The organism is Desulfocastanea catecholica (assembly GCF_054657295.1).
The window spans coordinates 309274-334132 of sequence record NZ_BAAHYZ010000002.1 but is presented as its reverse complement, the minus strand read 5'-3'; the positions used below and the strand labels follow the sequence as shown (position 1 = coordinate 334132).

General features: G+C 55.0%; 21 protein-coding genes. 4 read left to right on the top strand and 17 right to left on the bottom strand.

Annotated elements, in window-relative coordinates; all coding sequences use genetic code 11:
• Positions 1 to 216: 216 nt before the first annotated feature.
• Positions 217 to 3351 carry an efflux RND transporter permease subunit gene (locus ACYQ8U_RS03190; RefSeq protein ID WP_459944066.1) on the bottom strand — a complete coding sequence of 1045 codons (3135 nt, stop codon included), beginning with the start codon at positions 3349 to 3351 and terminating at the stop codon, positions 217 to 219.
• The gene (locus tag ACYQ8U_RS03185) at positions 3348 to 4352 is read right to left on the bottom strand and encodes an efflux RND transporter periplasmic adaptor subunit (RefSeq protein ID WP_459944065.1); all 1005 of its coding nucleotides are present in this window, start codon (positions 4350 to 4352) and stop codon (positions 3348 to 3350) included. Before ACYQ8U_RS03185 ends, ACYQ8U_RS03190 begins: the two co-directional genes overlap by 4 nt.
• A gap of 75 nt (positions 4353 to 4427) precedes the next feature.
• Here ACYQ8U_RS03185 and ACYQ8U_RS03180 point away from each other — a divergent pair, with 75 nt between their 5' ends.
• Positions 4428 to 4613: a hypothetical protein gene (locus tag ACYQ8U_RS03180; RefSeq protein ID WP_459944064.1), complete on the top strand. Its 186-nt coding sequence runs from the start codon at positions 4428 to 4430 to the stop codon at positions 4611 to 4613.
• A gap of 110 nt (positions 4614 to 4723) precedes the next feature.
• Here the strand turns inward: ACYQ8U_RS03180 and ACYQ8U_RS03175 are convergent, their stop codons facing one another.
• The 6 genes from ACYQ8U_RS03175 to ACYQ8U_RS03150 all read right to left on the bottom strand — a co-directional run bounded on the left by ACYQ8U_RS03175 (position 4724) and on the right by ACYQ8U_RS03150 (position 10873).
• Positions 4724 to 5620 (bottom strand): alpha/beta fold hydrolase, encoded by an 897-nt coding sequence (locus ACYQ8U_RS03175; RefSeq protein WP_459944063.1) that lies wholly within the window; start codon positions 5618 to 5620, stop codon positions 4724 to 4726.
• Between the two features lie 14 nt (positions 5621 to 5634).
• Positions 5635 to 7371: a gamma-glutamyltransferase gene (ggt, locus tag ACYQ8U_RS03170; RefSeq protein WP_459944062.1), complete on the bottom strand. Its 1737-nt coding sequence runs from the start codon at positions 7369 to 7371 to the stop codon at positions 5635 to 5637.
• A 165-nt stretch (positions 7372 to 7536) separates the two neighbouring features.
• Positions 7537 to 7974, bottom strand: a complete 438-nt coding sequence (rbp, locus tag ACYQ8U_RS03165; RefSeq protein ID WP_459944061.1) for an RNA-binding regulator — start codon at positions 7972 to 7974, stop codon at positions 7537 to 7539.
• A gap of 86 nt (positions 7975 to 8060) precedes the next feature.
• Positions 8061 to 8360 (bottom strand): chaperone modulator CbpM, encoded by a 300-nt coding sequence (locus ACYQ8U_RS03160; protein WP_459944060.1) that lies wholly within the window; start codon positions 8358 to 8360, stop codon positions 8061 to 8063.
• 3 nt (positions 8361 to 8363) lie between these two features.
• Complete coding sequence (locus ACYQ8U_RS03155) at positions 8364 to 9326, bottom strand: DnaJ C-terminal domain-containing protein (protein ID WP_459944059.1); 963 nt, start codon at positions 9324 to 9326, stop codon at positions 8364 to 8366.
• 176 nt (positions 9327 to 9502) lie between these two features.
• Positions 9503 to 10873, bottom strand: a complete 1371-nt coding sequence (locus ACYQ8U_RS03150; RefSeq protein WP_459944058.1) for a dihydrolipoyl dehydrogenase family protein — start codon at positions 10871 to 10873, stop codon at positions 9503 to 9505.
• Between the two features lie 160 nt (positions 10874 to 11033).
• Here ACYQ8U_RS03150 and ACYQ8U_RS03145 point away from each other — a divergent pair, with 160 nt between their 5' ends.
• The gene (locus ACYQ8U_RS03145; RefSeq protein WP_459944057.1) at positions 11034 to 11243 is read left to right on the top strand and encodes a hypothetical protein; all 210 of its coding nucleotides are present in this window, start codon (positions 11034 to 11036) and stop codon (positions 11241 to 11243) included.
• Positions 11244 to 11921: 678 nt separating this feature from the next.
• On the opposite strand, the gene ACYQ8U_RS03140 is transcribed toward ACYQ8U_RS03145, so the two are convergent.
• From ACYQ8U_RS03140 to ACYQ8U_RS03115, 6 genes are all read right to left on the bottom strand, one after another.
• Positions 11922 to 12260, bottom strand: coding sequence for a tRNA-binding protein (locus ACYQ8U_RS03140; RefSeq protein ID WP_459944097.1), 339 nt, complete (start codon positions 12258 to 12260; stop codon positions 11922 to 11924).
• 27 nt (positions 12261 to 12287) lie between these two features.
• A complete protein-coding gene (locus ACYQ8U_RS03135; RefSeq protein ID WP_459944056.1) occupies positions 12288 to 13160 on the bottom strand; it encodes a DMT family transporter in 873 nt (290 codons plus the stop codon).
• Positions 13161 to 13185: 25 nt separating this feature from the next.
• Complete coding sequence (locus ACYQ8U_RS03130; protein ID WP_459944055.1) at positions 13186 to 13935, bottom strand: esterase family protein; 750 nt, start codon at positions 13933 to 13935, stop codon at positions 13186 to 13188.
• Between the two features lie 34 nt (positions 13936 to 13969).
• Positions 13970 to 15130, bottom strand: a complete 1161-nt coding sequence (locus ACYQ8U_RS03125) for an ATP-grasp domain-containing protein (protein WP_459944054.1) — start codon at positions 15128 to 15130, stop codon at positions 13970 to 13972.
• Between the two features lie 175 nt (positions 15131 to 15305).
• Positions 15306 to 16559 (bottom strand): (Fe-S)-binding protein, encoded by a 1254-nt coding sequence (locus ACYQ8U_RS03120; protein WP_459944053.1) that lies wholly within the window; start codon positions 16557 to 16559, stop codon positions 15306 to 15308.
• A 37-nt stretch (positions 16560 to 16596) separates the two neighbouring features.
• Positions 16597 to 18009, bottom strand: a complete 1413-nt coding sequence (locus ACYQ8U_RS03115; protein WP_459944052.1) for an FAD-binding oxidoreductase — start codon at positions 18007 to 18009, stop codon at positions 16597 to 16599.
• A 221-nt stretch (positions 18010 to 18230) separates the two neighbouring features.
• Between ACYQ8U_RS03115 and ACYQ8U_RS03110 the strand changes: the two genes are divergently transcribed.
• Positions 18231 to 20006: a gamma-glutamyltransferase family protein gene (locus tag ACYQ8U_RS03110; RefSeq protein ID WP_459944051.1), complete on the top strand. Its 1776-nt coding sequence runs from the start codon at positions 18231 to 18233 to the stop codon at positions 20004 to 20006.
• Positions 19990 to 20427 (top strand): hypothetical protein, encoded by a 438-nt coding sequence (locus ACYQ8U_RS03105; protein ID WP_459944050.1) that lies wholly within the window; start codon positions 19990 to 19992, stop codon positions 20425 to 20427. The genes ACYQ8U_RS03110 and ACYQ8U_RS03105 overlap by 17 nt, the downstream gene beginning before the upstream one ends.
• 84 nt (positions 20428 to 20511) lie before the next feature.
• Here ACYQ8U_RS03105 and ACYQ8U_RS03100 read toward each other — a convergent pair whose 3' ends face one another.
• The 3 genes from ACYQ8U_RS03100 to ACYQ8U_RS03090 are packed head-to-tail and all read right to left on the bottom strand — an operon-like array spanning position 20512 to position 24768.
• Positions 20512 to 21174, bottom strand: coding sequence for a lysophospholipid acyltransferase family protein (locus ACYQ8U_RS03100; RefSeq protein WP_459944049.1), 663 nt, complete (start codon positions 21172 to 21174; stop codon positions 20512 to 20514).
• 28 nt (positions 21175 to 21202) lie between these two features.
• A complete protein-coding gene (locus ACYQ8U_RS03095; RefSeq protein ID WP_459944048.1) occupies positions 21203 to 22519 on the bottom strand; it encodes a glycosyltransferase in 1317 nt (438 codons plus the stop codon).
• Entirely contained in the window at positions 22516 to 24768 is a 2253-nt protein-coding gene (locus ACYQ8U_RS03090; RefSeq protein WP_459944047.1) for a glycoside hydrolase family 15 protein, read from the bottom strand. Before ACYQ8U_RS03090 ends, ACYQ8U_RS03095 begins: the two co-directional genes overlap by 4 nt.
• Positions 24769 to 24859 lie beyond the last annotated feature (91 nt).

The following is a 24859-nucleotide window of genomic DNA, read 5'->3' as shown; positions in this document are numbered from 1 at the left end:
TTTGCCATTCCGGCGCCAACCTCAAACATCAGCCATATATTTCCACTGCGCTTCCAGCTCTATTTCATGCAACATAGACATACAGGTTTCTGATCTATGCCTTAATTAATCAACAGGACAATGCCAATTTTTGCAATGATATAACCGCAAGAAGCACGATTTAATACCTCAACTCCCTCTGGACATCACCACGGCCGTCCCGGCACATCTTCTCGCTCATTTCGGCAAAATCCTGTTTTTTGCCCTCTCAGCCGATAATGACTCTTCCTGATGCAGACGTCTTGCCACTGAACCGGGCAAGCTGGTTTGTCGGGAAAGCAGGGCGTAGGCAACCGGCACGACAAACAGGGTAAAAAGAGTTGCCGACAAGACCCCGGCCAGAACGACAACCCCGATGACCATCCGGGTCTCTGCCCCGGCTCCGGAAGAAAGAATCAAGGGGATCGTTCCGGCTGCGGTGGTGATACCGGTCATGACGATAGGACGCAGCCGGATTTCCGAGGCTTTCAGGACGGCATGATAAAAAGACAGCCGCTGCTCGCGCAGCTGGTTGGCAAACTCGACGATGAGGATGCCGTTTTTCGCCGCCAGGCCAATGAGCATGACCAGGCCGATCTGACTGTAGAGATTCAATGTGCTGCCGGTAAGATACAGCCCAAGCAGTCCGCCGACTATCGCCAGGGGAACCGTGAGCATGATAACCAAGGGATCAATATAGCTCTCAAACTGCGCCGCCAGAACAAGAAAGACGACGAGAATTCCGAGGAGAAAAACGAAGATGACCGACTGGCCCGATTTTTTAAAATCCCGCGACTGCCCTTTATAGTCGATGATAACCTTTCCCGGCAGATGCTTTTCAACAAGCTCCTCCATAGAGGTCAGGGCGTCGCCGAGGACCAGTCCATCGTCCAGATTTGCCTGCAGGGTTATCGCTCTGACCCGGTTATATCTGTTGAGTGCACTCGAGTCGGCAAATTCCTCCAGGGTAACCAGGTTGGCCAGCGGAATAAGATCGCCGCTGCGTGAGGAACGTACATAAATATTCTGCAGGTCGGTCGGGGTGCGCTGCGCATCGCGCTCACCCTCGAGTACCACATCGTACTCTTCACCATCATTGATATAGGTCGTTACCCGGCGGGAGCCGAGCATTGTTTCCAGGGTCCGGCCGATTACCCCGATGGTCACGCCCATTTCCGCCGCACGATCATAATCGATGTTCACCTGCACCTGGGGTTTGGTTTCCTTATAATCCCAGTCAATCTCGATCAGGCCGGGATTATCCGCTTCGATCTGTTCCAGGAGGATGTCCCGCCACTGCGCCAGCTCCTGATAGGTGCTGCCGCCGATGACAAACTGCAGCGGTTTTTGAATAGCCGCCCCGAAACCCTGCCGCATCACCGGAAAGGCGCGCACCCCGGGGAGACCTGCGAGCCGGCCGCGCACCTCCTGCATTATTGCCCAGGCCGGCCGTCTTTCGCTCCAGTCACTCAGAACGAAGATGGCAATGCCGGAGTTGAAATTGGCAATATTTGCAAAACCCCGCGGCGCACGCACCAGCAGGCGGGTGGCTTCACCGCTTTCGATAAACGGCATGAGACGCCGCTCGATTTCGTCCATATATTCTTCCATGTAGTCAAAGGTCGCACCTTCCGGCCCGTTGACCAGGACAAAAAAGGCCCCGCGGTCTTCCTTGGGCGCGTATTCGGACGGAATCTGCCCCAACAGCCAGAGTGTCGCGCCGAGCAGCAGGACAAAAACGCCAAGGACCACGACCGGGTACCGTATGGCTTTTTTCAGCACCCGCCGGTACCGCTTGCGTATGCCGCGGTAAAAGCGGTCGATACGCCGATTGCTTCGTTGCTCGCCGGATCGCTGCTTGAGAATTTTCGATGCCAGCATCGGACAGAGGCTCAGGGCGACGACACTGGAAAAGAACACCGCTGCGGCCATGGTCAGAGCAAACTCGGAAAACAGCCGACCGATATCCCCCTGCAGAAAGGCGATGGGCACAAACACCGCGATCAGCACCAGCGAGGTGGCGATGACCGCAAAACCTACCTGGCGGGTCCCTCGGTAGGCCGCCACCAAAGCGGACTCCCCTCTCTCATCCATGCGCCGATGGATATTTTCCAGCACGACAATGGCATCATCGACGATCAACCCGATTGCCAGAACCAGCGCCAGCAGGGTGAGTAGATTGACCGAAAAACCAAGGGCATCCAGGGCGATAAACGTAGCGATAAGAGAAATCGGCACGGTCACGGCAGGTACCAGCGTGGCCCGAACGCTGCCGAGAAAAAGAAAGATGACCAGAACGACCAGACCAATGGCGATCAACAGGGTTTTATACACCTCGTTGATCGCCCCTTCGACAAAAACCGAGGTGTCATAACTCTGTCTGATTTCCATGCCCTCGGGCAGGCTCGGATTGAGGCGAAGCATCTCCGCCCTGGCGGCGCGGGCCACCTCAATGGTGTTGGCCGTCGATTGTTTGATGATGCCCAGGCCAACCATGGGCACGCCGTTGCCCCGAAAGAAGGTGCGATCCTCTTCCGTTCCCCGCTCGACCCGGGCGATATCTCCCAGACGAATGATATGCCCGTCGTCGCCGCGCTTCAAGGCCAGGCGCTGAAATTCCTCCGCCGTTTGAAAGGCACGCTGGACACGCACCGTGAAAGCACGTTTGGCCGATTCGATGCTGCCCGCCGGCAGTTCGAGGTTTTCGGTGCGCAATGCGTCCTCAATATCGCCTACCGTCAGCCCTCTCGCTGCCATGGCCTGGCGGTCGATCCAGACACGCATGGCAAAGCTCTGGCCGCCGCCGATTCGCACCGTGGCAACTCCGCGCAGCACAGAGAAATAATCGACCAGATACCGGTCGGCATAATCTGTCAGCTCCGGTACGGTCATACGGTCACTGGTCAGATTCAGCCACATGATGACATCGTCGTTGGAATCGACTTTCTGTATTTCGGGCGGGTCAGCTTCATCCGGCAGGTCATCGAGGATGCCGGAGACCCGGTCGCGGATATCGTTGGCCGCCCCGTCGACATCCCGTCCGGTGGTAAATTCGATGGTCACCAGGGAGCGGCCGTCTTCACTGGTTGACTCGATAAACTGAATGTCTTCAACGCCGGAGATCCGTTCTTCGATGAGCTGGGTAATCTGCGTTTCGACCACGTTCGCCGAAGCGCCGGGATAAATGGTCTCAATGGTGACAACCGGCGGATCGATATCCGGATACTCACGCAACGGCAGCCTGTTGAACGCCACAAGCCCAAAAACCACCAGGAAGAGGGAGATCACCGAGGCAAATACCGGCCTTTTGACGGAGATATCGGATAAAATCATGTGCCCGGACCTCCGCTCCCCTGCTGCAGCAACTGTTCCAGTGATTCGTCGGCCGTGGCCACGGCGATAATCCGCACCTGCTGGCCCGGACGTGCGTGAAGGGTGCCATGAATAACGACAAATTCACCTGCCTTGAGACCGTCTCGTATCTCCACTTCCCCGGGCCGGCGAGCACCGATGGTCACCTCGCGGCGTTCGGCAACCAGGGGGTCGGTGGAGCGATCGACGACCAGCACATGGTTTTTCTGTCCGGTCGGAATCAGGGCTTCCTCGGGAATAACGACCACCTCGCGTGGATTTTTCAGGAGTTCTACATGCATGAGCAGACCGGGCTTTAACAATCGGTCCGGATTAGGCAGAATGGCTCTGGCGACAATGGAACGGGTTGTCTGATCGATTCGACTGTTAATGGCGGTAATCTCTCCGGAAAATGTACGCCCGGAAAAGGACGGCGCCCTGGCCTCTACAGGCACACCTGTTTTCAGTGTCGCCAGATGCATCGCCGGCACGGTGAAATCGAGCTTCATGACGCTGTCGTCATCGAGAGTCGTAATGATGTCTCCTGGCTCAATAAGGGCACCGACACTGATATTTCGCAGGCCGACCACCCCAGCAAAAGGTGCAACAATCAAGCGGTCCTGCAACCGGGACTCGATCGCCCGGTAGCGCGCCCTGGCGGTGTCATAATCGCGCCGCTGCTCGTCAAGCTGCGATCTGGCCGCCGCTCCCCTTGCGACCAGGGGCTTCACTCTGTCATATTGTTTTTGTGCCTCGAGCAGGGTCGACCGAGCCTCTTCCAGCAATGCGTGCTCCTCGGTGCTGGTCATCTCGATTAAGATATCCCCCGCCTGTACCCGCTGACCGTCGTCGAAATGAATGACTGTTACCGTATCGGTGACCGTTGCCGAGAGATCCACGGTTTCGTTGGCCCGCAGGGTGCCGAGAGCGGCAACACGGTCGACGAAGCGATCGATCTTCGCCTCCTTGACGATAACGGGCACTGGTTGCCCCGGTTGCTGTCCTTCTGCGGAAGAAACGCATAGAAGCACAAAAAGACAAAGGAAAGGAAACAGAAAATGGTGCTGAAAATACAACTGGATATGTGTCATTTTCAATCCTCCGAAGCTCCCTGGAACGCTGACCCTGAACGCGGTGAACTGCATACGAAAATCATCCAACATTGCACTGCCGCCGTACGATACACCCGGGACAATACGGTCTGGTTCATCAGCTCTACCTGCAGCCACGACAGCTGCAATTGAGCATTAAGATAGAGTCGATTAACAGAAAAATCCAGAAAAGCTGAAGGGATAAACAGGAGAAAATTTTTATGCTGGCAATGAAGTGGACGGGCAAATTACAGAGGGATGCTTCAAAGAAGTGACTGCACCGCCGCGGCAAAATCGCCGGGCGCCTCCTGGGGCACATTATGGCCAATCCCGTCAAGCATCCGGCTTTGATACCTTCCGGTGAAAAAGGGCTGGTGGTGTTTCGATCCGTCCGGGGGGAGGACCCCATTAGTTTTGCCATCAAGGGCAACGGTCGGTACGGATATTTTCGGTTGTCTACCCAGGCGCTGCTCTATTTCCTCCAGGGCAGGATCACCGGGTACGAGGGCAAAGCGATGCCGGTAAGAATGGATTACCACGTCGATGAAATCAGGGTTATGAAAAGAGGCAGCGGTACGCTGGTAGGTTTCTTCGGAAAAGTTCCAACCGGGAGACCAGAGCCGCCAGAGGAGCCGACAAAAATCCTGGCGATGTTGCGTCAGGCCTGCCCGCCCGCGCTCGGAATGAAAATAATACTGGTACCATAAGCGGTATTCGTTTTCCGGTAAATCAGGGTGTATCGATTTGCGAATATTTTGAATATTGTACCCTCCTCCCGACACAAGCCCGCGCACGCGGTCAGGCCAAAGAGCGGCGACGATGCAGGCGGCACGCCCTCCCCAATCATATCCAGCGAGGACGGCACTGGGCAGCGACAGGGCATCCATAAAGGCACGCAGATCATAGGCCAGTGCCGCCTGCTGCCCCGAGCGTGGCGTGTCCGCCGAAACAAAGCGTGTCGGACCATATCCGCGCAGATAGGGGACGATCACCCGACACCCTGCTGCAAGCAGGAAAGGACTTACCTCGTCATAGGCATGCACGTCATAAGGGAAGCCGTGCAAAAGCAGCACCGGGGTACCGTCTGCAGGCCCATTGTCACTATAGGTGACATGCAGAACTCCCGCTTCAATGGATTGCAACGAGGTATGTTGCGACATATCTGATCTGCCGATCAGAGCCCGGCGGCAAGCGCCGTAGACCTGCGCGGATCGGCGCCGCCATACATCATGCCATCCTTGACCATAATCGACTGGATAGCGCCCATTGCCGATTTCTGCTGCACCGCGTGCCCTTGCTCCTGAAGTATTTTAATGGTATCGACACTGATGCCTTCTTCTATACGCAGCTCATCGGGAAGCCACTGATGATGAAAGCGGGGGGCCGCGACAGCACTCTGGATATTCAGACCGTGGTCAATGACATTCATGATCACCTGAAGGGTGGTGGTGATAATTCTTGAACCGCCCGGGCTGCCGGTAACCAGGAAATTTTTGCCATGCTGTTTGACGATAGTCGGCGACATGGAACTGAGCATCCGCTTGTTGGGTTCAACTTTGTTCGCCTCCCCGCCGATTAGGCCGTAGGCGTTCGGCACCCCGGGTTTTGCTGAAAAATCATCCATCTCATTGTTCAGCAGAAAGCCGGCGCCTTCGACGACAATACCGGAACCATAGCTGAAATTGATAGTATAGGTGTTGGAGACGGCGTTGCCGAATTTATCGACTATGGAAAAATGCGTAGTCTCGTGACTTTCAAAGGGTAGCGGCTTGCCGGGTGCAATGGTGCTGCTCGGGGTCGCCTTGTTCATGTCGATACCTTCACGGATTTTCCTCGCGTAATCTTTGGAAGTAAGGCCTTGCAAGGGAACTTTGACGAAATCTTCATCGCCCAGATAAAAGGACCGATCGGCATAAGCCCGTTTCATCGCCTCGGCCATCAGGTGAATGGTCCGGGCGGAATTATGGCCATATTCCGCAATAGGGTAGCCTTCGAGAATATTGAGGATCTGCACTATATGCACACCGCCCGAACTTGGGGGTGACATGGAGTAGATATCGTAGCCGCGATATTGGCCATGCACGGGTTTACGCATGGTCGGAGCGTAGTTTTTCATATCCTCCATGGTGATCAATCCGCCGTGTCTAGCCATTTCCGCCACGAGCAATTCAGCGGTTTTTCCCGCATAGAATTCCTGTGCACCCTGTTCGGCAATACGCTTTAATGTTGCGGCGAGATCTTTCTGCACAAAGAGTTCCCCCGGCTCATAAAAGCTGCCGTCCGGCTTATAGAAAATTTTACTGGAGGAATCCCATTTTTTGAGCATTTCCTGCTTGTCTTTCAGACCGTCACTAAAACGCGGCGTAACAACAAATCCTTCCTCGGCAAGTTTGATTGCCGGAGCCATCGCCTCTTTTAAACTGATGCTGCCATACATCTCGAGGGCTAAAGCCAGCCCGGCCACTGTCCCCGGTACGCCGGCCGCCAGATGGGAATACCTTGACAACTGGCTATCGGCATTGCCCTCTTTATCGAGGAACATGTCGACGGTTGCCCCCGCCGGCGCCTTCTCGCGATAATCAACGGCCACCACCTCGTTTTTTTGCTCCGAGGAGATGAGCATAAAACCGCCACCACCGATATTGCCCGATCGAGGCTGGGTGACAGCGAGTGAAAAGGCCGCGGTAACCGCCGCATCGATGGCGTTGCCTCCTTTTTTCAGAACATCCTGGGCGGATTGGGTGGCGAGGAAGTGACTGGTGACGACCATTCCTTCCCTGCCCTGTACCGGTGACATCCTTTCGCCTTCAAGGATCGCCGCGGCATGGGCCATGGTGCCTAGCAGCAACATCACTCCCGCCATGATGACGACAGCTTTCTTCCGGCTCAACCGATTAAGTAGTGTGCACATACAACTTACCCGATTCTTAAATGAGGCAGCATGATTTGCTGCAGTGAGAATTGCTTACAACGACAATAAATGAAAGAATGACACCTCAACCTGCCAAAGCTGGAAACACCAGCAATTTCGGCAGGTCGATTAGTTGAGGAAATTACTACGAGGTGTTTACCCGAACTATCTATCCCCGCCGCGTCCCCGGCCACCGCCGCCAAAGCCGCCGCCTTTTCCACCGCCGGCACCACCGGCACCACCCCGACCACCGCTGAAGTTCCCTTTATTGCCCTGCCCGCCTCGGCCTCCGCCACTGCCGAAGCCTCCCTTGCCGCCTCGGCCTCCGCCGGCGCCGCCTCCCCGATCGTCCCGGGTTTTTGTCTGGGGCTTGGCTTCATTGACGGTAAGCGCCCGTCCCTTCAATTCCTTGCCGTTCAAACCGCTGATGGCAGCCTCCCCGGCTTCTTTCGTCGACATTTCAACAAAACCAAAACCTTTCGATCTGCCACTGAATTTATCCATGATTATACTGACTGAGTCAACCTGGCCAAATTCGCCAAACGCCTGCCGCAAATCGTCTTCTTGAACATCATACGACATGTTGCCAACATAGATTTTCATTTAATACTCCTTTAAAAGTGGTACTCCAGTTCACCATCATTAAACAGCGAGGTACAGCATGCAATAAGGTTGTTACGTTATTTTTTTCAAGATATCTTTCTCAGCTGGGAGCGCAATTCCTCGAGCTCATCCAGCAGATCAAGCGCCAAGGCGGCGCCCGGGAGATTGACTCGAAGATCTTTTTGCAATCTGAGCGTTACTTGAATTCTTTTAATGGCCACCGCGCTAAAACGCCATGTTTCCGGTGATGTTCCCTCCGGGATCAGTACCCCTTCGTTGACCATCTCGTTGACCAGTTCAACACCTACCCGGCAAAGAGTGCAGATTTCGTTTACTCCCAGAGTCATGCTGTCGTCCAGGACGATGTAGTGAAATTCCTGGTTCATATCTCAACCTCCAAGCTCGGACCGGGGATTATAGGGCATGATTTTTGCCATCTTTTCATACAATTGCTGCTGTTCAGCTGTTTCTGCCGGCGGTGTATAAACGGCAAGAGTGACATATTGATGCCCGGCCTGGGTTTTCGATGAAAGGCCACGGTTTTTCAGGCGGAGTTTTCGACCGGTCTGGGAGTTGGCCGGCAGTTTCAGATCGACCTTGCCGCCCAGTGTCGGTACGGCAACGGTTGCTCCCAGGGCGGCTTCCCAGGGGGTCACCGGCAGGACCAGGAAAACGTCGCGTTTACTGACGGTGAAAAGCGGGTGCGGTTCAAAGACAATCTCCAGGAACAAATTACCATGCGCTCCCCGACCATAGCCGACATTGCCCTGTCCTTCGAGCCGGATCTGCTGGCCTTCGATTATCCCTTTAGGGATAGTTACCTGCAGCGACTGGGGCTGGATGGTCAGATGACCTCTGCCGTCATCCGTCGTTCTGTTTAAGGTGATGGTTCTTTTGGCGCCGTGGTAACTGTCTTCCAGGGTAATGGAGACCTTCGCATGCAGATCATCGCCTCGCGCATGTTGCTGACGGCCGAAAGAAGAAAAATCTTCCGCCCCAAAAGGACTCCGTCCTCCGCCGAAGAGCGACTCGAAAAAATCGCTGAAATGCTCAGTCGATGCCCCTTCCGGGCCGGTGCTTGTTCTATGATAACGACTTTTCCAGTTCGGCGGTGGTTTAAACTCCTGATCGGCCCGCCAGTCGCTGCCGAAGGTATCGTAGGCCTTGCGTTTTTCGACATCCTTCAATACCTCGTAGGCCTCACTTATCTCCTTGAATTTTTTCTCGGCATCGACATCTTTATTTACATCGGGATGGAATTTACGAGCCATTTTTCGATAAGCTCTCTTCACCTCCTCCTGCGATGCGTCTCTGGAAATATTCAAGGTCTTGTAATAGTCCTTGTAATCCATACTTTTTCCCACCCCAACCGGTTACGACTCGTTGAGTTACATTGATTTGTCGACCTTCTGCGGTTCTCTCCGCACCCTGATCCGTCAATTCAAAAATTTGTCAGAAACATTATAAACATTCCTCCCCATCGGTACACTGATAATTTAACAAAAAATCTGCAGGCGGCTCATTATATCTAATCGAGCAGCGGTTCCAGCATATAGACGATATCGCTCTCCCGTGACGGATAAGGGCTCATGATGTTCGCCTTATGCAGTTCGGCCACGGTCGTGCCGTCGAGCATTGCCTGTTTGAAGGTATTGATCAGGCCGGTGGCGTTGTCGGCAAGGATATGTGCACCAAGAATTTTACTGTCGCCATCGACAAGAATTTTATAGGCGGCATGTTGCATACCGACGCGGCGATAGGTGGGCCAGCTCACCTCTTTGGCAAAACTCCTCCAGTATTTTATCCCTTCTTTGATGAGCTCAGCCTCTGTTTTGCCGACCAAGCCGAGCATGGGGTAGGTAAACAGCATTGCCGGGGCGGCGCGGTAGTCAATGGACGGTGACGGTTCCCCATTGCCACGACCGATAATCGCTGCTGCCGCGACATGCGCCTCCTGATCGGCAACACGGGCCAGCTGGAGGGTTGCCGCGGAATCGCCAACGGCAAAGACCCGGGGATTGGAGGTGGTCATATGACCATCGACCTCTATACCGCGCCGATTGAAGGTTATCCCGGCGGCCTGCAGATTGAGACCCTCGATATCGGCCACCCGGCCGGCGCCATGCACGACCAGATCCGTTTCAATCGTTTGTCCGGATGCAAGATGCACGACAAAACCCGCGGCTGCACGGGCAATGGACTCGATGGAGATGCCGGTGCGTACCTGTATCCCTTCGGCCCGGGTTGCCTTGACAAGTTCCACGACCATGTCCGTATCAAAGGGACCAAGCGGTCGGTCCATGGCTTCGAGGATGTTGACCTCCCCTGGATCAACACCCAGACGTGCGGCAAAATGGGCGAATTCAAAGGAAATAAAGCCGCCGCCGATGAAAGTGATCCGTTTCGGCAAATGCTCCAGATCGAGAAAATCGTTGCTTGTCGCCAGGAGTTCATGGCCCTCTATCGGCAGGGGCATAGGCATTGCACCCGTGGCAATGATGGTATAGCGCGGCTTGTAGGCAGTCCCATTGACCATGACGGTATCGGGGCCGGTAAAGACCGCTTCGCCTTCAAGATACTCCACGCCGTTTCCTTTCAGGTTGGCCACCGTGCTTGCTGGTACCTGGGAGGTAAAACTGTTTTTTGCCTGAAGGATCGCCGACCAGCTGACCGTGGGAGGCACTGTGATGCCAAGTCCCTGCAAATGTCTGCTCCGGGCGACAATTTCAGTCACTTCGTAAAACCATTTCTTGGCCTGGCAACCATACAGGGCGCATACCCCGCCTGGTTTTGCACTCTTTTCCACCACTGCGACACGGTATCCTTCGGCGACCAGATCAAAGGCGGCGGTCTGTCCTGCCGTTCCAGCACCGATTATCAGCACATCCAGTTCCTTCATGATTTCTCTCCTTTTATAAAAAAAATGAAAATCAAAGAATTTCCAGGTGGTGCACCGGGCTTAGCCAGCCCGGCACCTTGCTCAGCCTTCCAATTACAGTAAGCTGTTTTATTGTTGATGGTAAAGGAAATGCAAAATACCCAACAATAAGTGGAGGTGAATGATGAAAACTGTCGTGCAGGATATGTATCGAGGCTGGAATATTACCGTAAAGGCTGAGGAGCAATTGTGTTCGAATTTTAGTTTTGAGATTACCGACCCAACCGGTCGCAGCCAAATTGTCACGCTGGGCGGCGACAATGAAAAACGCGCCTTGGAAAGAGCCCGGGAAATGATCGATATGGAATGCGATTTTGCCGAAGAAGAATAACCACAATTATTTTTAAACAGGCATCAACGTCGCCATGCCGATCAACAGCGCGGATTAGGCAACCAGACGTATAATCCTGCAAAAAGAGTGTGCCGGTTTATTTCTTTTTTTTAGGCTCCGACACATACAAGAGACAGTAGTCCTTGATCAGTTTAATTCGGTTATTCGGTGGTATCTTAAAATATATCGGGCTGAGCATCAGTATTCTGATCGCTTCTCTTGCAGTCATAACCACCTCCATGTCGAAATAGCATTTGAGGTGTAACATGAGAATATTTGGGTAAAAATATCGCTGTTACTTTTATTTATTCAGCTTTTTTTCTTCACTTAACAATGACTATTCAATTATCATGCCACTTCCTTACCAGGGATAAATGCGTACAGCACGTCGATTCCCTCTGCTGAGGATGCACAAAAGACCACCCTGGCGCAGGTCGGCGCAGACGACAAAGAGCCAGGCTATCTATTGTTTTCATTGAAAAATATTTTACTCTGGAGGGGATAAAGATGCTCACCGGCATGTCGTCTGCCCGGAGGCCGGATACTTCCCTCAGCACCTCGTTCCCGTATTGAAGAAAGCTGCACTCTGTTTTCATTCCGGTAATCTGAGCGTCATTCCGTTTTTCTGGAAAATATCTCAAAAATTTCCAATCAAGGTCTCCTGCCACTCTATCGCGTTCAGCACAATTTTGCCCCGAGGGGAACATCCATGTCCGGCACACAGAGGGTGACCGCACCGGCTGCATTATGGAACCCGGTGATCAGGCATTCGGACATGACCGGACCAATCTGTTTCTTTGGAAAATTGACCACGCCGACAACAAGCCGGCCGATAAGATCCTCGGGGCTATACAACTCGGTGATCTGCACACTTGATTTTTTCAGGCCGATTTCCCCACCAAAATCTACTTGAAGAATATAGGCAGGTTTTCGTGCTTCCTTAAATACCTCTGCCGTGACAACCCTGCCGACACGCAGGTCGATCCTGGCAAAATCCTGCCAGGTAATAGTTTCCATTTCTTGCATCAATGTCTCCGTGACGTTTTATGTAGTTTTCTTTTTTCCACTGGCGGCAAGGCTCATTTTACCGCCAATCGCCGCAGCGAGAATAATGACCATGCCTAAAATTACCTGGGACGAGATTTTTTCGCCATGGATTATCGCCACCATGAACACCGCAAGAGGCGGTGTAAAATAACTGAGGAACCCGATAATCACCATATTCCCGCCGGTCAGGGCACGGTTCCACAGAAAAAACGACAGGCCCAGAGGCACGCAGCCGAGATAGATGGCCGAAAAAAGAGCCGCCGGTGACGGCAGGTCATGGGGCATGGTTACCAGGTAGAGAACGGTGGACAGCAGGGCGGCATAGATGGTGAAGATGGTCATCGGTTCTCTCTTGATCGGCACATGACCGAGAGCGACCGAAAAACTCGACCAGATTAAACCACAGGATAAGGCCAGCAGATACCCGGGCAGGGCGTCCATGGCAAAACTCAGGTCTTTGCCGGAAGAAATAACCAGTGCGGCGCCGATCATTCCGACCAGGGCGGTGATAATTATGGCGATTTTTAATTTCCGGTAGAGGAGCAGCGAGGAAAAAACCACGATCCAGAACGACCAGGTCGTTGCCAGGATGGCCCCTTCGGCAAGGGGGGCGCGGCTCAACGCCAGATAGTAGATATAGTGATAGAGGAAAATCCCCCACACCCCCAGCAAGGTGACCTTAAGGTCGGGGATAAAAACGGCAAACGAACGAGTCAAAAGGACATCCTGCAGATAGAGATAGATAGCCGCGCTGGTAAAACTGAAGAACATCAGTTCTTCCGAGGTAAGACCGGCCAGACCAGAACCGGTAGCCGCGGGCAGACTGGCCCAGCAGAGGATGGCGCCGATTGCATAGAGATAATGTTTCATTTCACGTCACATTTTCCAGTCGATATTACGCATACAGACAGCCGAGAAAATAGTTCATCTGTTTATACCACCATGGCCAGTCATGATTGACGTCATGGCCCCAGTAATTGATCCAGGCCCCGACCCCCTTGGTCCGAAAGAGATGGTCCAGGGCCCGGGTATCATCGATGGCCTCCGACTCCCAGGCGCCCTGGCCGACACAAACGATGATGGTACTCTGCCGATAAAGATCGAGATAGCTCGGATCGGAAAGCCCGGCCAGGTAGTGCACGGGCGAATTGTAGTAGACGGCGGCCAGATCTTCCCGGCCCATGCCGAATTCAGGGCAGTCCAGCCGGTACAGGCCGCTCAGGGCGATAGTCCCGGCAAAAAGGTCGGGATGGCGCAGAAAAAAATTGACGGCATGAAAGGCGCCCATACTGCAGCCGCTGGTCATGATACGCAGGTGGTCGTCCTTGCAGTGGCTGCGCACAAATGGCACCACTTCGCCCGTAATGTAGCGGTCATAGTGTTCGTGGCGACCGTTTCGTTCCGCCGGGGACACGCCAAAATCGTACCAGGAGGAGGCATCAACACTGTCGACGCAAAAGAGTTTGATACGACCACTTTCAATAAACGGCGCAATGGCGTCGATCATGCCCATACCTTCATAGTCAAAATAACGCCCCCTGGAACAGGGGAAAACAATAAACGGCTGGCCCCAGTGGCCATAGACCTTAACGGCCATCTCCCGGTCGAGGTGGGGGCTGTGCCACCGGTGTTCTTCAATATGCATCAGGTATTCCTTGTCAACTATTCCGAAATATTCGTTATTCCGCGGCCTGGATGAATTGGACAACTTCGTCAATCCGCCGCATGTCCGGCGAGCGGAAAATATAGCCGAAATCACCCAGGGCACTGCTGAAAACCCCCGGTACGACGACGGTCTGCACGATGAATTGACCATATCGGGCCATAACCTCGTCATGACTGTAGCGATAGCTGTAGCGATTTTTTCGGCTGGCATAGCAGCAGTGGTATTTGCGTTGGTAGTGCAGCGGAGCAATGCCATCGACCATGACCTGCGCCCAGAGCCGGTAGACGTCGATGTCGCAGGCAAAATTAAACATGTCGGTGGTAAAACCTCCGGGCGGGCGCATATTTACTTCCAGGGCGACATAATTACCCGGCGCGGTTTCGAAGAACTCGATATGGAAAAAACGTGCCCGCACCTGAAAAGCGGCAACACAGCGGCGTCCGGCCTGCTCGAGGGCGGGTGGAATATCACGCAGAGAGGTGTAATGAATGTGCCGGACCTCGTTGACGGTTTCCATGATGCCCTGACTGAACCGATGGGCGGTATAAAACACCAGGTCGCCGTTGGCGTCGGCAAGCCCGTCGAAGGAGAGGATGGTGCCCTGGACGAATTCCTCGATAATGTAGTCCACCTCGGCTTTCGTGGCAAAAAAGGTGTTGAGGTCTTCTTTATTTTCGAGAAAAAAGGTGCCCAGGGCCCCGACGCCGACATCGGGTTTGGCCACCACCGGATAACCGGTTTCTGCTATCAGTTCTTCGGCCTCGTTGACAGTGTTAACGACTCGACCGGCCGCCACGGGGATTGCCGCGGCCTGAAAACGCACCTTCATCTGCGATTTTCGCTTGATGACGTCAATATCCGCGCCGCGCACACCGTCGATATTGAAATCATCGCGGATGCGCGCCTCGGTAGCCAGCCAGTATTCATTGAGGGATTCGAAACGATCGATTTTGCCGTAGCGGTGGGTAAAGTAGCCGCAGGCACGGACCAGCTGATCGTAGTCATGCATATCGCTCAGGTAGTAGTACTCGGTCAGGGCGTCTTGTATCACCGGGTCCAGGTTACCAAAAGGCATATCCCCTATGCCGAGCACATTGGCGCCGAGTTGCTGCAGATTTTTGCAGAATTGATGGTAGTGATGAGGAAAGTGGGGTGACAGATAGACCAGATTCATAGCAACACCTGACAATGTAATAAACAAAGGTATGCACGGGAGCTGTGCGACCGTATATTAATGCCGCTGCCGCGTTCTTGCAGCTTGCACTTTCTACTCTGTTTCTTGGCAATTGTCCTGTCTAACTTTTCGCATTCCGACAAAAAACTACCGACTTGGCGAAGAGCTGCAAAAATTATTTCAGTGCCTCGGCAATCAACTCCAGAATATGTACCGCCCTCACCTTCAAGCCCGCGTGGTTGATGATGTCCTGCAGCTGCATGATACAGCCGGGACAGGCGGTGGCTATCAGCTCCGCTCCGCTCTCCACCAGGCCCGGGATCTTCCTGGCGCCGATTGCCTTGCTTTCCTCATAGTGATAGACGGAAAAAGTACCGCCCAGGCCGCAGCAGGTGGACGCACTTTCCATTTCGATAAAAGCAACATTGGGCAAAGCGCGCAGCAGTTCCCGCGGCTCTTTGGTTATGCCCTGGGTTTTCAGGTGGCAGGGATCATGATAGGTGACCTTGATTCTTTCCGGCCATTTGTCCATTGCGGCCAATTCGGCAAACAGTCCCTGCTGTTTGAGAAAGACGCTGAAATCGATGACCTTGCCGGTAAAGTCATGGTAATCCGTTTTCATGGTCTGGTAGTATTCACCGATCCCGCCGTTGCAGGAGGCGCAGGCAGTAATAATCTGCTGCACCTCTCTTTTTCGAAAGGCGCCGACATTGGTCTCGGCCAGCTGTTCGACCAGTGTGCCGTTGCCCGAGGAAAGAGCGGGAATGCCGCAGCACTGCTGGGCCCTCGGCACATAGACCGAAAAACCCATCCGCTGCAGGATGGCAACCATCATCTCCCCTATCTCAGGGTAGGCATAGGTGATGGCGCAGCCGGCGAAAAACCCGACCACCGGTTTATCGGGCCGGCCTTCGACAAATTCCGGCACCCGGTCAAAGAGGTTACGAAAGGAAATGTGCGGTATGGTCCGGCCCTTCATGATCGGACTGGGAAAACGCAGCCGCAAGCCGCTTGTTTCCGGCACCTTTTTCAGCAGCAGCGGCGAAAGCATCGCGCCACTCTTGCTCAGGGTCTTCATCAACACCGGCGAACCGAGCAGGGTCGACACCCCTTTGCCGATCAGGGACAGTCCCTGATTGTCGGTAATTTCCCGGCGGATCGCCCCGACGATGTCATGGGTCGGCACCTTATTCGGGCATTTACTCACGCAGGAACCGCACATCAGACACATGCTCATATCCTGCTGCAATCGTTCTTCCAGACCGGTTTCCCCATCGAGAAGCGCAGCCGCCAGGGCAATTTTCCCCCGGGCGACCGCCCCTTCTTTTTTCGTGACCTGATAGGTCGGGCAATGGGCCTGGCAGACACCGCACTTGACACATTCGCGAATCACCTGTTCAAAATCTTTTAAACTCTTATTCTTGTTCATTTAGCTATCTTGTAATACGACTTTTTCCGATTTTATCTTATTTGGTGTCCGCCACTGCCGGTGTTTGGGGATAGTTATCTAAAAAAATCTTGCCGGGATTGAGGATATTATTCGGATCCAAGGCCGCCTTAATCCGCTGCATGTAGCTAATGGTGGCGATATCCAGCTCCATATTCATGTATTTGGCCTTGGAAGTGCCGATGCCGTGTTCGCCGGAAATAGCCCCGCGCAGCTTGACCGCAGCACCGAATATCTCATCCATCACCTTGTCAACTTTAGCCGCCATGCCATGTTCCTTCAGATCAACCATCACATTGACATGGATATTGCCATCGCCGGCATGGCCGAAATTGACAATGGGAACATCATAGTCCGCGGCGATCTTTTCCAGGGCACGGATCATATCCGGCACCTTGGAACGGGGGACGACGATATCCTCGTTAAACTTATCGGGATTGACCTTACGCAGACTGGGGCTGACAATGCGCCGGACCTGCCAGATCTCCTCCGACTCCTCGTCGGTCTCGGCTATTCTGGTGTGCAGAATACCAAAGGGCTTGATAATGGCCAGAATCTGCTCCACCTGCTTATCGAGCAGCTGGGCATCGCCGTCGACTTCGACAATCAGCACGGCCTGACAGTTTTCCGGCAGGGGGATGGTACTCACCTCGCGGATACAATTGATGGTCGCCGCATCCATGAATTCCAGTGTTGTCGGGATAATCTTGGCGCCGATGATCGCCGAAACCGATTGTGCCGCGCCATCGATGGTTTCAAACTGGACCAGCATGGTCTTCTTCGCCGCCGGTTTGGGCAGCAGTTTCAGGATGATTCTCGTGGCAATGCCCAGGGTGCCCTCCGAGCCGACAAAGAGTTTGGTCAGGTCATAGCCGACCACATTTTTCAGCGTCCTGCCGCCGGTCCTGATGATATCGCCGGTGGGGGTGACGACCTCAAGGCCAAGCACATAGTCCTTGGTCACACCGTATTTCACACAGCGCGGACCACCGGCGCACTCGGCCACATTGCCGCCCAGGGTACTGAACTCCTTCGAGGCCGGATCAGGCGGATAAAAAAGGCCCAGCTTCTCCACCCGCCGCTGCAGTTCGGCGGTCACCACGCCGGGTTCCACCTCGGCCGTGAGATTTTCCGTATCGATATCGATAATCCGGTCCATCTTCGTCAGCACCAGCACAATACCGCCGCGCACCGGCAGGGTTCCGCCGGTAAAGCCGCTGCCCGCGCCTCGGGGCAGGATCGGTATCTTCAAGCGGTTGGCAAGCTTCACCACCCGGCTGACCTCCTCGGTCGACGCGGCATAGACGACGACATCGGGGAGATGCTTTTCCTGGGTGGCGTCATAGGAATGGGTGATCCTGTCGGACATCGCCGTCAGCACATTATCTTTTCCGACAATAGCTATCAGTTCTGCAACAAGCTGGTCATGCATGTATAGTCTCTCCTTTGGCAAAAACCCGACACCTTGACAACAGCTCTCAGATTATAAGAAGTATGATGCAAATTGAAAGCCGGAATGTAGAGATGAGCAATTAATGTCGGCAGAGTCGGCCGGGACGGAGAAAATATTGCATATTGGCCGCATATACGTTTGTATTCCAGCAGGATTATGGTGCCAGAAAATATCACATGTTTTTTATAAGGATGCATAACATGTCCGATGAAAAAGTCTATTCAGCGTACGAACAAACCAGGACCTCTTATCGCCCGGCTGTTCGCGGTCGAAAACAGATGGTCGTTTCCGGTCACCATCTGGCAACACAAGCGGCCACACGTATCCTCGACAAAGGCGGCAATGCGGTCGATGCCGGGGTGGCGGCGGGGTTCTGTCTGGCGGTACTCCAGTCGGACATGGTCAACTTTGCCGGAGTTGCCCCGATGATGATTCATCTTGCCGCATCTGGAACGACAACGACCATCGACGGCCTTGGCGTCTGGCCGGCGCAGGCCGATGTGGCTTTTTTCCAGGAAAACCATGGCGGCCGGATTCCCGATGGCCTGCATCGCTGCATCGTCCCGGGGGCGCCGGATGGTTGGCTGACCGCACTGCGCAGATACGGCACCATGGGCTTTGCCGAGGTCTGCGCCGATGCCCACGATCTGGCGGAAAACGGTTTTCCCATGCACCAGTTCATGCGCAACTCCCTGCATGAACTGAAAGACAAGTATGCCGGATGGCCAACCAATAAAGCAATCTACCTGCCTAACGGCAGGCCGCCGGAAGTCGATGAACTCTTCTACCAGAAAGACCTGGCGAAAACCATGCGGCGCATGATCGCCGCTGAAGAAAAAGCTCTTGAGACCGGCGATCGCCGCGCAGGTCTTCGTGCCGCCCGTGATGAATTCTACCAGGGATCGATTGCCGCGGACATTGTCGCCTTCAATGATGCCAACAATGGGTTGCTGCAGGCCAGGGATCTGGCCAACTACTCCTGCAGCGAGGAAGACGCCCTTGCTGTCAGCTTTGGTGAATACACCATCAAGGGCGCCGGTCCGTGGTGCCAGGGACCGGTCTTGCTCCAGACCCTGAATATACTCGAGCATTTTGATCTTCGGCAAATGGGCCATAACAGCGGTCAGTATATCCACACCATCACCGAAGCCCTGAAGCTTGCCTTTGCCGATCGAGAAAAATTTTATGGTGACCCAAAATTCGTCACCGTGCCGATCAGCGGTCTGTTATCCAAGGAGTATGCCGCACGCTGTGCGGCGCGCATTAAGGAGACGACCTTTCCGGGGATGCCGGATTTTGGTAATCCATGGCCGTTTAACGACACGCCTCTGCCGCAGGATTACGACATGCTGTACCATACCGTCCAGCCGAACAGGGAGCAAAACGACAATCTTGACACCAGCTATGTCTGCGTCGTCGACAAAGACGGCAACTGTATTTCCGCCGTGCCCAGTGATATGTCCTTCAGCGGACCGGTGATCCCGGGAACCGGCATGGTCGTCTCCACCCGCGGCTCACAGTCTTTTGTTGACGAAAAGCACGCAAGTTCGGTAGCCGGCGGCAAGCGGCCCCGACTGACGCCCGCCCCCTTCATGATCTTTAAAAACGACAAGCCCTACATGCTTATCGGTACCCCCGGCGGTGATACCCAGTGCCAGACCATTCTGCAGACCTTTTTAAATATCGCCCTGTTCGGCATGGAGGTGCAGACAGCCACGGAGCAGCCGCGTTTTGCAACTTTCTCCTATCCTAATTCCTTTGCCCCCCACGACTACCACCCTGGTTTGCTGCGAGCGGAACAACGTATCGGTCGTCAGGCGCTGCTGGAACTGGAAAAACGCGGGCATCAGGTGAAGATGTGGCCGGACTGGGCCTGGAAAGCCGGCGGGGTCTGCGTCATCGTCATCAACGAAGACAAAAAAACACTGGTGGCCGGTGCCGACCCGAGGAGAGAATCCTATGCTCAAGGCTGGTGAGAGACAGGCTGGCACTCCAGGCACCAGCGATTCTCGCCGGCAATATCGCATTTTTCCGGCCGTCATCCTGGCCATGCTCCTGCTGCTGCCGGTACATTTCGCCGAGGCCGGGGAAAACCCCCTGCCGCCTGAGACGCTGGCCACAGGAGATGGCCCTGATGCGGCAAGGGGGGTCATCACCCATTTCTCCCTGCCAGTCTACCAGAATTACCGGGTTGACAGCTGTCTCTATCTTGACCGGCAATGCGGTGAACCGGCGGCCAACGCCTGGTGCCGGGCCAAGGGGTTCGCCAAGGCGATCGACTGGGCGGTGGACCACGACATCGGCGCAACGGCGCCGACCTATCTCATGGGCGATCAAGGGCTCTGCGACCATGCTCTGTGCGACGGCTTTCTGTATATCACCTGCGCTCCAAAATGACCGCGCCCGCGGCGACTGAACCAATACAGGCCGAGCAGGTCGAAGTCGCCACCAAACTCTCCTGCCTGAGGGGATTTTGAGGCGTTATTTAACGGTCAATACGTTGTCGATCATTTGATCCGTTTCTTCAATATTTTTCTGTATCGTCTCCATCCACGCCTCAATCCCATCCGGCTGCACGTCAGGGGGAACCTTGAAAGGTTTGCCAACACCGAACAGGACGCGGCTGCAAGGCAGGGGGATCTCCATTTTATCCCACCTCCTGCGCATGACGATTTTAGGCTGCGCGGCAACCGAGAGCGGCACCACAAGCAGCTTCAGCTGCGAGGCGAGACGGACCAGGCTCGGCCGCACGCGATGCAGGGGGCCCAGCGGGCCATCGACCGCGATGGCGAGACAGCGGTGTTTTTGCAGTAAGTCATCGAGCAGCTGCTGCAGTTCCTGACCGTGCTTATGATCAAGGAAAATACTATGATAGCCGAAGTGCCCGGCTAGGGCGGCGATCACCTGCCCGCGGAAGGATCTATTGGTAAGAATCCAGGCATCAAATCCCTCCACCAAGGGGAAAAGGGCGATATGCTTGGTGTGCCAGAAGACAACCAGCAGACGTTCCTGCCGTGTCAAGGCCTGGTCGACGACTTCCATACCGATACCTTGCCGGCGCCAGGAAGCTCTCGCCAGACGCAGCACAACAGCAAAGACTGCCGCCACCGCACGGGCTATAATCGATGCAATGTCTGTCGGCATGAGCAAGGTGTCTCCACTGGGTAACGGGTTAGAGGTCCTTTTTTGTTTCGACCGGTTTTTCCTCAGCCTTTATCAGCGGCAGCCAATGGATGGTATCTTCTATGGCATGGCCATAATTTTTCAGGATCTCGAATTCCTTGCTGATTCGTTTTCCCGCCTTCTGCCACCGGCTCTCGGTAATTTGCAGCAGTGCCGATTCCGCACGAATACATCGGTCATACAGCTCAAGCATTTTCCGCACACAGTTGTCAACGGAAAGAGCTTCGGCGGTGTGCAGGGCATTCTGCCGCAGTTGCACCCGTCGTTCCGCCGAAAGCTGGGCCACCCAGGCCAGGGCTTCGACAAAACTGTCGATCACCTCCAGCGACAGAAGCCGGCCGTTATGGGTGTCGACGACAAGATCCCGAACCCCCGGCGCATCGATGGCCACCACCGGCGTCCCGGCGGCCATCGCCTCGGCGAGCACCAGCCCCTGGGTTTCCGATTGCGAGGCGAAAGCAAAAACATCCATGCAGTGATAAGCGCTGGTCAGGCTTCGCCGATCGAGGATACCCTGCAGGTGCAGCCTCTGCTGCAGGCCCTGGCGGTGAAACTCGGCAACCATTTCCTCCCTGGCGCTGCCTTGACCGATGAGCAGGAAATGGGCGGCGGGATTTTTCAGCAAGAAGCGACAAACCGCCTTACCGAGAAAGGGCAGATTTTTTTCCGTAGCCAGACGACCGACATGGCCGACGACAAAGGCATCCTCCGGGATACCCAGACGATGGCGCCAGGCACCGTCTTCCGGTTCGGCGAAATAGAGCGGATCGACGCCGGTGGGGATAACCTCAATCGGTGACTGCACCCCCTGTTCGAGCAGCATATCGGCAATCGACCTGCTCGGTGCGACCACCGCGTTACAGAGATTGCAGTAGCCGTTGACCAGGTCAATGACGAAGTGCTTCAGTGGCGCGGAATCCCCTGGCAGGTAATGCGTGTACTGTTCATACCGCGTATGATGGGTAAAGACGACGGGCGCATCACAGGAGACGGCAATGCGCAAGGCCGTCTCGCCAAGGAGAAAAGGATGATGACTGTGGACAATATCCGGCTGGAAATCATGCAGAAGGTGGGATACTTTTATTGACAGCAGCGGCATGGGCAGGGAAAAATCGCTGCCGTTAAAGTGCTGTACCGCCGGGATGCGCAGCACATCGGTTTCATCTGCAGCAACATTGTCAAATTCCGGCGCCACCACCAGAACATGGTGGCCAAGACGGCGCAGCTCATCGACCAGGCCCTGGACACTGCGGGCGACCCCACCGATATGCGGGGTAAAGGTATTGGTGAACATGGCAATTTTCATCTTCGCTCACTCCTTTTCAGGGTCACGGTAGAGGCTTCCGCCTTCGCGGTCAGCACGGGAAAATGAGGCAGGCAGACCCATATTTCCGGGGCCGCCCCACGCCATTCGCCTTGCCAGGCAACGGTAATCTGGTCATCCTCCGGGCTGACCCGGACGGTTACCGGACCAAAGGGCGTGGGTGTCGGTCCAAAGGATAACGGCTTCGTCTGGGTCAGCCATTCCGGAAAGATGCCGGCCCCGAGCACCAGACGCTCTCCTTCTTCGCGAACAAAACAGTTTCGCTGCATGACCACCCACTCCGCCGAGGCCCAGACATGATGCCCGTCCCCCATGCAGCCGCCAAGGGTGCGCGGATGGATGGCTTCCGGCCACTGACCGGTCGGCGAGGCCAGTTCGGCGACGGTACGAAACAGTTCCAGTGCCCGCATGTCCCCTGCGCGCAGCAGGACTTGTGCCATATGCAGCGTCAGGTAGGCGTTAATCCCGGAATGGATGACATCTTGAAAAAAACCGCCGCGAAAGGTGCATTTTTCCAGGAGAAAATCAACAGTCGCCAGCAGCCACTGATCATCGGCGGCAAAAAGCTGCAACGGATACCCGGCCACCAGGGAGCCGATAGCCCCCGGATCCATCCTGCGAAAAGGAGAAGCGGGCATCCCCTGCTGATTCAACCTCTGGGCGGCATCCGCCAAACTTTTCCGCACGCAGTCAAAGAACTGGTCGGCCTCCTTGCGATAACGCTCGGCCTGGGCTGCCTCCCCGGTCCGGTGAAACCATTCGGCTGCTGCCCGTAAACCAGCCACCCCCCAGAAATCATCCCAGTAATAGTAATCGTTCGGCCCGAGATGTTCCGCCGAAAATCCGGCCGGTAACAAACCGGAATAGGGTGCATCGCCCTCCGCCGGCAACCGTTTATTGACGATCCATTCCGCGCCGCGCTCAATAGCCTTGCTCCACTGCACCCGGGGGGCTTCCCCCGACAATCTGCAATATTGCAGGAACATCCACAGAACTTCGCCATTGGAGTCCCATTCCCCCTCCTGGGAGTGGAAAAATCCGCTTGCCGCCTGACGGTCGGGAAAACTGTCAAGCAACCGTCCGACCCGGGAGAGCAGCCCTGCCGCCAGCATGGCGTGCAGGGCAAAGACCGCATCGCGGAACCAGAATCGTTTATAGGTAAAGGGACCAGGATAGATTTCCGCCGGAGAATGCAGCACCAGGGAGCGGAGGGCGGCATCATAGAGATATTGGAACAACGGTTCCGGGACGTCCAGCCTCGCCGCCTCGGTAAGTACCCCGGACCAGCCGGCCGTCAATTCCATAGAGGGTTGTTTGTCCTGGGTCAGGGGAACTGCCGTCTGGACGTCGGTACTCCCTTCAGAGACCCGAAACAGCGCTGCGGCAGTGGCCATCCCGACCCGGCAATGGACGTCACGCAGGTCGGGAGAAGTGAACAGGTGGGTTTTCACATCCCCCTGGCGGTAATAGGAAAAACTGGTCTGATCCGGAAGCCGGGAAAACCTGACCTGGCGCTGTTTGTCCACCAACCAGCCGTTATTTTCCGGCAGAAAATTGATATCACTGATAAAACTCACTCCTTCCGGATTATAGGGCCGCAAGGCGACGACCAACCAGGCGGGATTTGGGCTGCTCACCGACAGATCGATGACACAGGCGGGTGTCCCATCTTCCTGCAGCAGCGCGGTCACCCGGGAAATCAGCTGCAGGCTTTTGTGGTTGGCAACCGTCACCACCGCAACACGACCGGCCATATCCAAATACTGGGTAACAAAAGGGAGTCGCGACGGATAGACGTTTTCGCCCTGGTCCGTGACAATCCAGGCATCGAGGGACCAACTGTCCCAGAAGGGGGTCACCAGGCCCCGGGGATCGACGATCGGCAGTTCATCGAATCCCGGAATGCCCACGGCAGTCCAGTTCCGGCTGGTAAGGTTCACATGGGTTATGGAAAACGCCCGGGGAATAAAGGCATCATCGTGGGGATTGTACTGACGTTCGACCCAGTACGGCCAGACCCAGTCAAGATTGTGCTGGATGGCACCGGTGTTGAGCAGTCCACGGGCATGAAAGACCAGACCGGCGCGCAGCAATTCCAGCGGCTCACGAATCTGCAGCGGCTGCCCGAAGCCCTCGAGGCGGGACAGCAGCGAAACCGGATCAATAAATCCACGGGATCGAGCAAGCGAACTGATTATATTTTTCCAGGGAAACCATCTGCGCAGCATCATGGCAACTCCTCCCACAGCAAAAGGAATCGGTGTTTTTCTTGTGCTTCAGGGGTCAGTTCCCCCAAAGGGGCACTAAAAAGAGCAAGGCATA